Annotated in this window: 11 protein-coding genes; 8 read left to right on the forward strand and 3 right to left on the reverse strand. The window is 61.4% G+C overall.

Features of this window, described 5'->3' with window-relative positions; genetic code table 11:
* Positions 1-92: 92 nt before the first annotated feature.
* Complete coding sequence (locus tag NPX02_RS21620) at positions 93-260, forward strand: hypothetical protein (RefSeq protein ID WP_418067335.1); 168 nt, start codon at positions 93-95, stop codon at positions 258-260.
* Between the two features lie 255 nt (positions 261-515).
* On the opposite strand, the gene NPX02_RS13210 is transcribed toward NPX02_RS21620, so the two are convergent.
* Positions 516-3,401: a bifunctional diguanylate cyclase/phosphodiesterase gene (locus NPX02_RS13210; RefSeq protein WP_260294170.1), complete on the reverse strand. Its 2,886-nt coding sequence runs from the start codon at positions 3,399-3,401 to the stop codon at positions 516-518.
* Positions 3,401-4,342 (reverse strand): substrate-binding domain-containing protein, encoded by a 942-nt coding sequence (locus NPX02_RS13215; protein ID WP_260294171.1) that lies wholly within the window; start codon positions 4,340-4,342, stop codon positions 3,401-3,403. The genes NPX02_RS13210 and NPX02_RS13215 overlap by 1 nt, the downstream gene beginning before the upstream one ends.
* Before the next feature lie 540 nt (positions 4,343-4,882).
* On the opposite strand from NPX02_RS13215, the gene NPX02_RS13220 reads away from it, so the two are divergent.
* The 5 genes from NPX02_RS13220 (at position 4,883) to NPX02_RS13240 (ending at position 10,045) form a co-directional block, all read left to right on the forward strand.
* Complete coding sequence (locus NPX02_RS13220) at positions 4,883-5,962, forward strand: TRAP transporter substrate-binding protein (protein ID WP_260294172.1); 1,080 nt, start codon at positions 4,883-4,885, stop codon at positions 5,960-5,962.
* A 54-nt stretch (positions 5,963-6,016) separates the two neighbouring features.
* Entirely contained in the window at positions 6,017-6,553 is a 537-nt protein-coding gene (locus NPX02_RS13225; RefSeq protein ID WP_260294173.1) for a TRAP transporter small permease subunit, read from the forward strand.
* A gap of 18 nt (positions 6,554-6,571) precedes the next feature.
* Positions 6,572-7,861: a TRAP transporter large permease gene (locus NPX02_RS13230; RefSeq protein ID WP_260294174.1), complete on the forward strand. Its 1,290-nt coding sequence runs from the start codon at positions 6,572-6,574 to the stop codon at positions 7,859-7,861.
* Positions 7,862-8,027: 166 nt separating this feature from the next.
* Positions 8,028-9,377, forward strand: a complete 1,350-nt coding sequence (locus tag NPX02_RS13235; RefSeq protein WP_260294176.1) for a cache domain-containing protein — start codon at positions 8,028-8,030, stop codon at positions 9,375-9,377.
* Between the two features lie 20 nt (positions 9,378-9,397).
* Positions 9,398-10,045 carry a response regulator gene (locus NPX02_RS13240; RefSeq protein WP_260294177.1) on the forward strand — a complete coding sequence of 216 codons (648 nt, stop codon included), beginning with the start codon at positions 9,398-9,400 and terminating at the stop codon, positions 10,043-10,045.
* A gap of 176 nt (positions 10,046-10,221) precedes the next feature.
* Here the strand turns inward: NPX02_RS13240 and cfa are convergent, their stop codons facing one another.
* Entirely contained in the window at positions 10,222-11,418 is a 1,197-nt protein-coding gene (cfa, locus tag NPX02_RS13245; protein WP_260294179.1) for a cyclopropane fatty acyl phospholipid synthase, read from the reverse strand.
* Positions 11,419-11,687: 269 nt separating this feature from the next.
* Here cfa and NPX02_RS13250 point away from each other — a divergent pair, with 269 nt between their 5' ends.
* Together NPX02_RS13250 and NPX02_RS13255 are read left to right on the forward strand one after the other, a co-directional pair.
* A complete protein-coding gene (locus NPX02_RS13250) occupies positions 11,688-13,022 on the forward strand; it encodes an NTP/NDP exchange transporter (protein WP_260294181.1) in 1,335 nt (444 codons plus the stop codon).
* 3 nt (positions 13,023-13,025) lie between these two features.
* Positions 13,026-13,952: an aldo/keto reductase gene (locus NPX02_RS13255; protein ID WP_260294183.1), complete on the forward strand. Its 927-nt coding sequence runs from the start codon at positions 13,026-13,028 to the stop codon at positions 13,950-13,952.
* Positions 13,953-14,031 lie beyond the last annotated feature (79 nt).

Here is a 14,031-nt window from a genome sequence, read left to right on the forward strand (position 1 = left end):
ACGTCAGTCTCCCTTTCCGTGACCCGGCACGGGAGACTGACTTCTCCGCCCTGCAACGGGGCCGGCTGTTCGCCGAACGCCTGGGCGCCCGCATCGAGCTCCTCGGCGACTACGGCCACATCAACCACGAATCGGGTCTGGGGGAGTGGGAGCAGGGGCTGAAATGGCTGGATGAACTGATCACAACGGCGGGCCAAACCCACACACTCTCTATCCAACACGAAGGCGTAACTAGTTTCTATACTGAAGCTTGTTGGTGATGGCTTTCCACATGCGTTTTCTATGGACTGGAATCGATAACGCACAGACCAACGGAAAGGGCCGAGGTACCACTCCACGGCGCCCCCGGAGATCCCCATCTACGGCTATGTCTATGCTTGCAGGACGGGAAAACTGCTGGAAGTTCCTGAAGCGACAGCGGCCGGCAAGACACGCCAGGAGTCTGTTCCGGTAAAAAACGGGACGGCGGGAACGGCTTTTATTCCCTCTGTTCGGCGTCGATAACGGGGGAGGGTTCAGCGATCGTGGACTTGACGGCTGCGGCTATCGCTATCGAGCCAGGCACTGAATCCTGCGGCGGGGAGCGGCTTACTGAAGTAGAAGCCCTGGATCAGGTCACAGCCGTGGGCCTGCAGGAACTGTAACTGCTCCAGGGTTTCGACGCCCTCCGCCACCACCTGCAGGCGCAGGCTGTGGGCCATGGAGATGATGGAGAGGGTCAGTTCGGCATCATCCGGGTCGGTAGTCAGGTCGCGAATAAAGCTGCGGTCGATCTTCAGGATATCGAAGGGAAAGCGTCGCAAATAGCTGAGCGATGAGTATCCGGTACCAAAATCGTCCAGCGCCAGGGTCACACCCAGACCCTTGAGCTCCCGTAACAGGGCCTCCTTCTCCTCCGGGTGCTCCATCAGCAGACCCTCGGTCAGCTCCAGCTCCAGCATCGCCGGCGGCAGGCCGCTCTGTTCAAGCGCCCGGCGCACCACCGGGACGATCCTGCCGTCGCGAAGCTGCAGCGGCGAGACGTTCACCGCCATGCGAAACGGTAACTGACGTTCGCCGAACCAGGTGTACGCCTGGCGACAGGCGGTGAGCAGGATCCATTCGCCGATTTCGTGGATCACCCCGAGATCCTCGGCCAGGGGGATGAACTTGTCCGGCGGCACCTGACCCAGCACCGGGTTGTGCCAGCGTAACAGCGCCTCGGCCCCCAGCAGCTCAGCGCCGTCGGCACTCACCTGGGGCTGATAATGGAGTGACAGCTCGCCGTTCTTCAGGGCATGGCGCAGACGCGATTCCATCTCCAGGCGTCGCAGGGCATTCTCGTTCATTGCCGGCGTGAAGAAGCGGTAAGTGTTACGACCGCTGTCCTTGGCGTTATACATGGCGGCATCGGCGTTGCGCATCAGGATCGGTGAATCCTGGCCATCCGTGGGATAGAGGCTTATTCCCAGACTCGCCGTGATATAGATATCCCGCCCCTCCAGCCTGATCGACTGCTCCAGGGTTCGAATGATCTTTTCAGCGATATTGCCGGCCTCATCCTGCCCCGTCACATCGGGGATAACCACCAGAAACTCATCACCGCCCAGTCTGGCAAGGGTATCGCCACCGCGCAGCACCTGGCCGAAGCGATGGGCGATCTTGACCAGCAGCGCATCCCCCACCGCATGACCGAGGGTGTCGTTGACCTTCTTGAAGTTGTCCAGATCGATAAAGATGACTGCCACGCTGAGCTCATGGCGCCCGGCATAAGCGAGCGCCTGGGAGAGGCGGTCGAGCACCAGCAACCGATTGGGCAGTTCGGTCAGGCTGTCATAATTCGCCTGGCGCAACAGCTGCTCCTCATAGGATTTGCGCAGGGTGATGTCCTCCTTGACCGCGATCAGGTGGGTGACCTGGTCGTGGCCGTCCTTGACCGGCGCGATCACCGCCTCTTCCCAGTAGATCTCCCCGTTCTTGCGCCGGTTGCACAGCTGGCCGCGCCAGACGCTGCCGCCGAGTACCGTATCCCAGAGTTGTCGGTACCTTTCCAGGGGGGTGTTGCCGGACTTGAGCAGGCTGGGTTTTACACCCAGCGCCTCCTCGCGGCTGTAGCCGGAGACCTCCACGAAATGGGCATTGACATACTCAATCCATCCGTCGGGATCGGTGATCATCACCGACACCGGACTCTGCTCGACGGCCAGGCTGAGCTTGCGCAGGCCCACCTCTCGGCTCTGCAGCGCCCGACTCATCTCATTGAACGAGCCCGCCAGCTCCCCGATCTCATCCCGGCTTCCCCGGGTATTCAATTCGATGTAATCGCCCCGCCCCAACGCCCGCACCCCGGAAGCGAGCCGTTCCAGGGGCTGGGAGATATTGCGGCTGAGCAGGAAAAAGCCCGCCGGCAGCACCAGCATGGCCATCACGATCAGCACCGCGATGATCGAGGTTTTGAATACCTCGAAACTCTTCATCAGCTCATCCTTGCTGATGCCGAAGACGAAGACAACCGGCTGCGCCCCCTGCAGCGATAATTTGCCGACGCCGAGAAAATGTTTGTCGTCGTGCCGCCACAGGGGTTCCGAACGGGTAAAATCTGCATTATCCAGCTGCGGCAGATCGGTGGCGGCACCCGGGGTGACCCCATCCAGCCCACCGTAGCGAAGCCGTTCTCCGACCGAAAACATGAACTCGGCGGTGCTGTGCTGCCGGATATGTTCGACAAACGCGTCATCCAGATACTCGATTATCCGCACCACCCCCAGCAACCGGTGGGTTCCATCCGGGAATGTCCGGGTGACCGGCATAAAGGCATCGATCACCAGCTGGTCATCGAGCAATCGGAACAGCAGGGTACGTACCGTCGGCAGGTGCTCCGGCAGTGACTGGAGCTGGTTGAAACGGCTGTCCCGGAGCAGTTCCCCCTGTTCGATCCCCAGGTAAGTGAGCACCCCATCCCGGACGCTGGTATAGCCCCCGCTCTTACCCCCGGTCGGAGACGCACAGTTGCAGGCGATCAATTGCCGTTTACTGTCATAAATGGAGATATGCTGCAGGTTGCTGGCCATCGCCTGTTGCGACAGCAAGCCGGCAAGACGCCGCTTCTCGCCATCGAACACCAGCGGCTGATAGTCACCAACATTCTGATAGGTATCCACCAGGCTGGTGATGGAGACCACATCTGCTCTGGCGGCCAGCAGGGAGACCTGGTGTTCCAGTTTGACCTGGAGGCCGCTCAATTCGCTGACGAGGGTATGAAAATCGATGGCGATCTTTGCCCGGGCACTCGCCTCATACTGCCGGGAGATCAACAGCGACAGGGTAATTCCCAGCAGCAACAGGGAGAGCAGGATGGCGCCAAACCAGAACAGCAGCAGCTTCTGTCTGATCTTAAGATTGAGCAGGGAGACGACCCTCATCAGAAGATTGGCTCGATGGCGTCGACATTCTCATGCGTCACCATCAGCGAATCCACCGTGACCTCCTTGGGTACCGTCTCGCCGCGCAGAATACGTATGGCGTATTCCGCCCCTTCCCTGCCGAACGTGGGATAGGTGAAACTGGCGGCCTGCTCTCCGGCACGGATGGCCTCCCGCGCCTCGCCGATATAGTCAATGCCGGTAATGGGAATCGCGGCCGGATCCCGGCCCGCCTGCTTCAGCGCAATACGCGCGCCGGTGGCCATGCTGTCACTCTGGGCATAGATGGCATCGAATTCGATCCCCTCGGCCAGGGCCTCCTCTACTGCCTTGATCGCCAGGTGGCGCAGTGAGTCGGCGCGCTTGATCGCGGCGATCTCGATACCGGGATAGTTGGCCAGTTGCTCCCGGAACCCCTCAGTGCGGTCGATCCCCGGGGTCGAGGTGGGGATGTGCTGCAGCACCAGGATGCGCCCCTTGCCGTGCAGCCGTTCAGCGAAGAAATCGGCCGCCTGGCGGGCGATCCGACGGTTGCTGGCGCCGATAAAGAGGCTGTAATCGTCGCCTATGGTACGGCGGCTCAGCAGGATCACCGGGATACCGGCGTTGTAGACGCTGGAGATGACCGGCGCCATGGCCTCGGCATCGCGCGGGCTGGTGATCAGCAGATCCACTCCGCGCGCCCGCAGGTTCTCGATATCCACCACCTGCTGGGCGGTCTTGCCGCCGGCATCGGTATAGACGAAACGGATGAAGGGATAACGGGCGAACTCCCGTTCGATATCCCGCACCTGGGCGGCCCGCCAGTCGTTGGCCATGTGATCCTGGGCAAACCCCACCAGGAAAGTGCGGTCCCCCGGCCACTCCCCGGCGCGGACCATCGACGCCATCGAGAACAGTCCCAACAGGACAAACGCGGCGGCGATCAATCGCCCCGACAAAGAAACACCACGATTCATTATTTTCATGATTGCCGATACTACTTGAGGCCCCCCGCCTCTCCGCGCTATCAGTAATACAACTATCGGTATAACCAATCTAAACTTTAGGGTTTTATGAACTGAATTTCAATCCCAATCTCGAAAGGGCGTTCCAGCGGTCCGCTCTCGGGCGGTCAGAGCGGTAGTTATTTCTTCGCAGATCTCAGAGGGGGCTCCCGGGGAACGGGGCTGACCTGAAATCGCACGCAGGTGTAGGAGTCAAGCCGCTCGGAATGGATCATCCGATTCCCGGAAACACGCGGCTTGACTCCGACACCTCTCTACCAGCTTCCATCAACGGGATGCACCTGGGTGTTATTACCTACCGGCACTCGGCAATAACCGCCCCGCCACTCGGTAGTGTCCGGTGCCGGTCTGCGCACTATTGCGAGTAGCCGCCTCCTCTCCCGGTTGTCAGCATGAATAAGCGGCCCCAAGCCGTGTTTGAGTCCTGACAATAAACCGCCGATCAACGCATCGGCCGAGAGAGGATCCGTTACCATGTTCAAATCCCGATTAACCCGAAAACTGCTGGCGGCCGCGGTCTGCGCCGTGGCGCTGATCAACCCCGCCTTTGCCGCCGAGAAGAGCTACCGGCTGAGGCTGGCCGAGACCTGGCCCTCCAATTTTCCGATCTTTGGCGATGCCACCAAAAACATGGCGGCGATGGCGGAGAAGATGTCCAACGGGCGCCTGAAGATCAGCATCGACTCCAAGAACAAGCACAAGGCACCCCTGGGGGTGTTCGACATGGTGCGCGCGGGCCAGTACGACATGGGCCACTCCGCCTCCTACTACTGGAAGGGCAAGGACCCCAACACCCTGTTCTTCACCACCATGCCGTTCGGCATGACCGCGCCGGAGCAGTACGGCTGGTTCTACTTTGGCGGCGGCATGGAGCTGATGAAGAAGGTGTATGACAAGCACGGCGTGCTCTCCTTCCCGGGCGGCAACACCGGCAACCAGATGGGCGGCTGGTTCCAGAAGGAGATCAACTCGGTGGAGGATCTGCAGGGCCTGAAGATGCGTATCCCCGGCTTCGCCGGCGAGGTGCTGGCCAAGCTGGGCGCCAAGCCGACCAACATCCCGGCGGGCGAACTCTACACCGCCCTGGAGCGCCGCACCATCGACGCCCTGGAGTGGGTCGGCCCCTCGCTGGACCTGCGCATGGGCTTCCACAAGATCGCCCCCTACTACTACACCGGCTGGCATGAACCCGCCACCGAACTGCAGTTCATGATCAACCAGAAATCCTGGGACAAGCTGCCGGCCGATCTGCAGGAGATCCTGCGCGTGGCCATGCGCACCGCCGCCTATGACATGTACGTGCAGTCCTATCACGCCAGCGGCGAGAACTGGGCGAAGATGAAGAGCGAATACCCCGAGATCAAGATCAAGACCTTCCCCAAACCGGTGATCGCGGCAATGGAAAAAGCCAACAGCGAACTGCTGGCCGAGCAGGCCGCCGGGGACCCACTGGCCAAGGAGATCATCGACTCCCAGGCCAGCTACCTGAAGCAGGTGCGGGTGTGGAGTGACATCTCCGACGTCGCCTACCTCAACAGTCAATCCACTCAGTAATGCCACAACCGCCGGACGGCCGCCAGGCGGCCGTCCGGTCTTCGGGGTCGATTTATGTTTCTCATGCAACTGGAAAAGGCCATCAACGGCTTCTCGGATCTGTTGGGCAGGATCGCCGGGGCGTTGTTGATCGGGCTGCTGCTGAATGTTTTTTACGACGTGGTGATGCGCTACCTGTTCAACGATGTCTCCATCGGCATGCAGGAGCTGGAGTGGCACCTCTACGCCAGTGTGTTCCTGCTCGGCGTCTCCTACGCCCTGCGCCACGACGGCCACGTGCGGGTCGACCTGATCTATGAACGTCAGTCGGTCAACGCCAGGGCGTGGATCGACCTGCTCGGCAGCCTGCTGTTCCTGCTGCCGTTCACCCTGCTGGTCTGTTACTACGGCGTGGATTTCGTGCGCGAGTCCTTCGCACTGGGGGAGCAGTCGGGCGATCCCGGCGGCCTGCCCTACCGCTGGCTGATCAAGTCGATGATCCCGTTCGGCTTCTTTGCCATGACCGTCAGCGGCGTCGGGATGATCCTGCACTCGGTCAACACGCTGCTGGGGCGGCACCCGCAAGCCCCCCATGAAGAGTCCTTTTTCTGATCCGGCAGGTAGAGTGCAATGATTGGTATCGTTATGTTTTTCGCGGCCCTGGCGCTGCTGCTGCTGGGCTTCCCGGTGGCCTTCACCTTCGGCGGCGTGGCGCTGCTGTTCGGCCTGTTCGCGGCCGGCCCGGACCTGTTCGCCTTCATGCCGTTCCGTATCTACAGCATCATGGAGAACACGGTGCTGATGGCCATCCCGCTGTTCATCTTCATGGGCATCATCCTGCAGAAAACCCAGTTGGCGGCCCAGCTGCTGGAGTCGATGGGCAAGCTGTTCGGTGGCGTGCGCGGCGGGCTGGCCATCTCCACCATCCTGGTGGGCGCCCTGCTGGCCGCCTCCACCGGCGTGGTGGGTGCCTCGGTGGTGGCCATGGGCCTGATCTCCCTGCCGGTGATGCTCAAGTTCAACTACGACAAGCGCCTCGCCTGCGGCACCATCTGCGCGGCGGGCACCCTCGGCCAGATCATCCCGCCCTCGATCATCCTGATCATCCTCGGTGACGTGATGGGCATCCCGGTGGGCGACCTGTTCAAGGCCGCCGTCGGCCCCGGCCTGGTGCTGATCGGCTCCTATGTCGTCTATATCCTGATCAAGGCATTCCTGCACCCGGAGGTGGCCCCGGCCATGCCAATGGATGAGGATCTGAACCACCGGCACGAACAGTATCTGCGGGCGCTGAAGGCGGTGTTGCCGCCCCTGGTGCTGATCCTGGTGGTGCTGGGATCGATCTTCGCCGGTATCGCCACACCGACCGAATCCTCCGCCCTGGGCGGCTTCGGCGCCCTGCTGCTGGCCCTGTTCTACCGCCAGTTCAGCTGGAGCATGCTGTTCGAGTCGGCCCTGGAGACGGTCAAGGTGACCGCCATGGTATTCGCCATCCTGCTCGGCGCCACGGCCTTTTCCATGACCTTCACCTACTCCGGCGGCGACCTCATCGTGGAGGAGATCCTCGGCGGCCTGCCGGGCGAGCAGATGGGATTCCTGATCCTCTCCATGCTGGTGATCCTGGTGCTGGGCTTCTTCATCGACTTCGTCGAGATCTCCTTCATCATCGTGCCGATGCTGGCGCCGGTGGCCGACAGCCTGGGGATCGCCCCGCTCTGGTTCGCCATCCTGATCGCGATGAATCTGCAGACCTCCTTCCTGACACCACCGTTCGGTTTCAGCCTGTTCTACCTCAAGGGGGTGGCGCCGCCGGCGGTACGCACGGTCGACATCTACCGCGGGGTGCTGCCGTTCATCCTGATGCAGATCGCTATCCTCGTCTCCATCCTGCTGTTCCCCGGGCTGTACGGGCTGAGCTGATGCGCGGAAGCGGAATTGCTTGCGATTCCGCTTCCGGCCTTGTTCCACTCCCGTGTGGTCTACCCCGGGGATTCAACTCCGTATTACTGCGTATTTTTCCCCCGCGGGCGTTACATGGGCGGCTTTTTTTGTCAGGATAGGGCCGTATCACACTGCGTAGTCTTTTATGTCCCTGAAAACCAAAATATTGCTGCTGGCCATACTCCCCCTACTGCTGGTGGCCAGCCTGATCACCCTGATCAATGTGAATCAGGCCCACACCCTGTCGGAGGAGGAGATCCACACCTTCGAGGAGAATCTGCTGGCGTCGAAAAAGCGCGAGCTGAAGAACTACGTCAGCCTGGCCCTCACCTCCATCGACCATATCATCCGCGATCAGAACCTCGACGAGCAGACGGCCCGCGACGGGGTAAAACGGATTCTGAATGAACTGACCTACGGCGAGGATGGTTATTTCTTCGTCTATGACCGTAACGGGATCAATCTGGTACACCCGATCCTGAACGAGATCGTCGGACGCAATCTCTACGACCTGCGGGACAGCAACGGCGACTACGTAATCCGCAACCTCCTGCGCATCGCCGCCGAGGGCGGCGGCTTCCACCGTTACCTGTGGAACAAGCCCTCATCCGGCCGGGAGGAGGAGAAGCTCAGCTACGCCGTCCAGGTCCCCGGCTGGAACTGGATGCTCGGCACCGGGCTCTATATCGACGATATCGCCAGCGAGGTGGAGAAGATCCGGGCCCAGGTCAATATCAATATTCGCAACACCTTTTTCACCATGCTGATGGTGATCGTCGGCACCGTCATCATCATCACCCTGATCGGCATCGCCATCAATCTGCACGAGAGCCGGCTGGCCGATATCCGGTTACGCGAACTGGTCCACCGCTCGGTTCGCTTCCAGGTGAATGAACGGCGGCGCTTTGCCCGGGAACTGCATGACGGCATCAATCAGTTGATGGTGTCGGTGAAATTCCGCATCGAATCGGCCATCAGCAAGCTCCAGAAGGGTCACGCCACGGCCCTGGAGGACCTGAAGAGCGGTGCCGGCGTGCTCAATGACGCCATCCAGGAAGTACGGCGCATCTCCCATGACCTGCGCCCCCGGTTGCTGGACGATATGGGCCTGGGGGTGGCGCTGGAGAGCCTGACCGGCCATTTCAGCGAGCGCACCGGCATCATGACCGATCTCGCGCTGGAACTGGCGGATGAGCGATTGCCGGAGGATATCGAAATCACCCTCTACCGGGTGGTGCAGGAGGCGCTGACCAATATCGAGCGCCACGCCGGCCTGTGCAAGGTGCAACTGAGGCTGCAACAGCGCGGCGGCAATGTCACCCTGGACATTCGCGACGACGGCTGTGGTTTCGACCCCCAGACGAATCACTTTGACGAAGGCATCGGCCTGCGTAATATGCGTGAACGTATCGAACTGCTGGGTGGCGAGTTCAGCCTCATGAGCCGGACCGGCGAAGGCACCCGCCTCAAGGCCCGGCTGCCCGATGAACCCTGATCCGTGATGGTACCTGGCCAATGAACGAGCACACACCGATACGCGTATTGCTGGTGGACGACCACCCCCTGGTGCGGGACGGCATCAGCTCGCGCCTGCAGGAAGAGCCGCACATCGAGGTGGTGGGCCAGGCCGGCAACGGCCGGGAGGCGATAGCACGGGCCCACGAACTGTGCCCCGACGTGGTGCTGATGGACATCACCATGCCGGTAATGGACGGGCTGGAAGCCACCCGCCGCTTCAAGGCGGAACTGCCGGAGGTCCGGGTCCTGATCCTGAGCATGCACGACGATCAGGAGTACATCGTCAAGCTGATGCACGATGGGGCCAACGGCTATGTGCTCAAGGATGTCTCATCCGACGAATTGATCAAGGCGATCGAGGCGGTCCACCAGGGCAGCACCTACTTCAGTGCTGGCGCCTCCCAGAGCCTGTTCAACAATTTCCATGGCAGACCGGGCGGGCACGAGCCGGTATTGACCCGCCGCGAGGAGACCGTGCTCAGGCTGATCGCCGAAGGTCAGTGCAACAAGGATATTGCCCGCAGCCTGAATATCTCGGTGAGGACCGTCGAGACCCACCGCCAGAACATCAAGGGCAAGCTGGATATCCACACCGCCGCCGGACTGGCCCGCTACGCCATCGAGCACAAGCTGGTGGCGCTGTAGTATTACTTCAATGTAACTACTCACGGGGTGAGTAGTTACACTTCAATTTTATAAAGTACTTTTGTAGGGTGGATAAGCCGGTAGGCGCATCCACCATTGCTGCGGTGGATGCGCTGTCGCTTATCCACCCTACAAAACTGTACAACCAAGCGGCCCTTGCTACCCGGATCAAATCCTCAGCGCAACGAGCGATAGACCGCGGTGCGTCGCCGCTTGGTCAACACCAGCTGCCACAGCTGACCCTGGCGCGAGCGGAAGAAGCCGGCGCAGCTGTGCAGATAATATTTCCACATGCGGTAAAACGACTCGTCATAGCGCGCCTGCAATGACGGCCAGGCAGCGTCGAACCTGTGCCACCAGGCCATCAGGGTGAGATCGTAGTCGCGGCCGAAACTGTGCCAGTCCTCGAGGATAAAGTGCGGTTGAAAGGCCGCCGCGAGGCGTCCCGGGGAGGGAATTTTTCCATTCGGGAAGATGTACTTGTCGATCCAGGGATCGGTAGCGGCCGTGTCCGCATGTTCGCCGATGGTGTGCAGCAGGAAGATGCCCTGCTCCTTGAGCACACGGTCGACGGTGTCGAAAAAGACCGCGTAGTTTTTCGGCCCGACATGCTCGAACATGCCGACCGACACCACCCGGTCGTAGCTCCCCTTGAGGTCCCGGTAATCCATCAGTTCCAGGCGTACCGGCAGGCCGCGACAGCGCTCCCGGGCCAGCATCAGTTGCTCACGGGAGACCGTGATCCCGTCCACCATGACCCCGTAGTGCTCGGCGGCATGCCGCGCCAGGCCGCCCCAGCCGCAGCCGATGTCCAGCAGACGCAGGCCGGGTCGCAAATTGAGTTTATGGCAGATCAGATCCAGCTTGGCGATTTGCGCCTGTTGCAGATTCTCCGCCCGCGCCCAGTAGCCGCAGCTATAACTCATGGTTGGATCAAGCATGGCGGTATAGACGTCGTTGCCGATGTCATAGTGCCGCTCGCCGACCTGGAAGGCGCGCCGTCGCGACTGGCGGTTGAACAGGAGATTCTTCAGCAACGCGGAGGCCCAGTGCAACCGGGCGCGTCGATTCACCCGCTGTTCCACATTCCGTGACAACAACCGGCTGATGGTTTCGTCCAGCCGCTGCGCGGTCCACAGGCCATCGACAAAGGCCTCACCGAATCCCAGCGATCCCTGCATCAGGATGCGTCGGTAGACCGACGGGTGGAACACCTGGATATCCCACGGCCGGTTGCCGTTGAAGCGCACGTCCGCCTCCGCGGCCAGATCGCGCAGGATGGGGGGAGGCGCGGGCCGCTGTTCCGGGTTCCCGCCGCTATCGGACCACTGATCCGACGGTCCGCCAGAAATAAGATCTCCTATCTCAACCATTGCCTTCTCCCAAAACAATCCATCCCCAAATACGGTACAAATAACCGGAATAGAGCGCGGCGGTATCAGCTACAAATATAGCGGATTCAACCGGAAGCGGAAGCCTCCGCACCCGTTTCACCCCGAACGCCAGGCCCGAACAGGGTCGGAATGCCGTCCCGCGTGCGGCAAAACGCGCCACGCAAACCGCCCCAGGGGGTTAAAATATCGGCTGCCGCCAGGTACGGGTTATAGTTGTCTTGATTACACTTCTAAAGGTGCACGAAGCATTGGCGATTTACCAAAAACAATCACGCATTCACGGTCTGTTGCTGAAGTCGGTACAGGTTGAGCCAGCCGAAGTGACGGCGCTGCTGTGGTCGTTCAGCTACTTCTTCGCGCTGTTGTGCGCTTACTACATCGTCCGGCCGATGCGCGATGAGATGGGCATACTGGGTGGGGTGGAGAACCTGCAGTGGCTGTTCACCGGCACCCTCATCGCCATGGGCGCGGCGGTCCCGCTGTTCGGTTGGGTCAGCTCGCGGTTTCCCCGGCGCCGCTTTCTCCCCTACGTCTACGGCTTTTTCATTCTGGTGATGCTGCTGTTTTATCTGCTGATGGATGAACAGCGGGCCTCGCCCGCCGTGGCGCGCGCCTTTTTTATCTGGGCCAGCGTATTCAATCTGTTCGTGGTCTCCGTGTTCTGGAGTTTCATGGCGGATATCTACAGCAATCGCCAGGCACGCCGACTGTTCGGTTTCATTGCCGCCGGTGGTACCGTGGGCGCGCTGGCCGGCCCCGCCCTGACCACGCTGCTGGTGCAACCACTGGGCGCCAGGAACCTGCTGCTGGTCTCGGCACTGCTGCTGTCCTGGGCCATCATCTGCATCGCCCGGCTGTCGGCCTGGTCGGAGGCCCATCCGGCGGATGACCGCACGGCTGATGACGGAACCACCACAGCCGCCGCGGATGACCCACTGCTGGGTGGTAGCATCTGGGCCGGTATCACCCTGGTTGTTCGCTCCCCTTACCTGCTGGGCATCTGCCTGCTGATGCTGCTGTTCACTACCCTGGCAACCTTTCTCTACCTGATGCAGGCGCAGATCGTGCGTGATGCCTTCGGCGACTCGGCCCAGCGCACCGCCGTGTTTGCCGCCATCGACCTGGCGGTCAACGGCCTGACTCTGATGCTGCAGCTGTTCCTCACCAGTCGGCTGATCAAATGGTTCGGCCTGGCCGTGGTACTGTCCCTGGTTCCGCTGTTGCTCGCCGCCGGTTTCGCCCTGCTCGGCCTGGCGCCAGTGCTGCTGGTGCTGCTGCTGGTGCAGATCATCCGGCGCGCCGGCAATTACGCCATCATGCGCCCGGCCCGCGAAATGCTATATGTTGTATTGACCCGGGAGGAGAAGTACAAGGCGAAGAATCTGATCGATACCGTGGTTTATCGAAGCGGCGATGCGCTGAGCGCCTGGGTCTACGCCGGCATGCGCAGCCTGGGCATGAGCCTCACCGGGGTCGCCCTGGTCGCGGTGCCGCTGGCCCTGCTCTGGGCCTGGATCGCCTTTGGCCTGGGCCGGCAGCAGGTAAAGCTGGCCGCCGCCCGGCCACGTATGGAAGAGGTGTAGTGTATGCGCCATCTGTCCCCGATGAATCGACGGCGGTTTATCCAGACCGCGGGTACCCTCGCCGCTAGCATGATCCTGCCCGCTGGAGCGGTGGCACAGCCAGAGACGCTACGCAAGGCGATCCCCTCCAGTGGCGAGCTGTTGCCGGTGATCGGCATGGGTACCTCCCGCACCTTCGAGGCCGCCGGCGACAGCGCCCTGCTTGCGCAGCTGCAGGCGGTGACCCAGCACTTCTTCGACATGGGGGGCGGCATGATCGACTCCTCGCCCATGTACGGTTCGGCCCAGCAAGTGATCGGCCGGCTGCTCCCCGGGGTGACCGGGGAGAGGAATCTGTTTGCCGCCACCAAGGTGTGGATCGACGGCCGGGAGAGCGGCATTCGGCAGATGGAGGCGTCCCGGCAGGCGTGGGGCATCCCGCGCTTCGATCTGATGCAGATCCATAACCTGGTGGACTGGGAAACCCACCTGCAGACCCTGCAACAGATGAAGGCCGAGGGGACGATCCGTTATCTCGGCATCACCACATCGCACGGTCGCTATCACGATGCGCTGCAGGATATTCTGCAGCACCACGCCTTTGATTTTGTGCAACTGACCTACAGCCTGGGCAACCGCGAGGCGGAGTCACGGTTGCTGCCCATTGCCCAGGAACGGGGGATCGCGGTGATTGCCAATCGGCCGTTTCAGCGCGGCAGCCTGTTCCGTCGGGTCAAGGGCCGACCGCTGCCGCCCTGGGCCGCGGAATTTGACTGTGCCAGCTGGGGACAGTTCTTTCTCAAGTTCGCCGTCTCCCATCCCACGGTCACCTGTGCCATACCGGCCACCAGCAAGGTGAAGCACATGCAGGACAACATGCTGGCCGGCCGCGGCCGGCTGCCCGACGAGGCGCAGCGCCGACGGATGATCGACTATTTCGAATCGCTGTGACACGGACGCGCCATCAATTCACCGTTAATTTAGCCAAATCGGGGGAATACCTGTACAGTGCAGGCCCCTCATGCGTCGA

This window comes from Sedimenticola hydrogenitrophicus (assembly GCF_025175675.1).
In the GTDB taxonomy this organism is placed as follows: Bacteria; Pseudomonadota; Gammaproteobacteria; order Chromatiales; family Chromatiaceae; genus Sedimenticola; species Sedimenticola hydrogenitrophicus.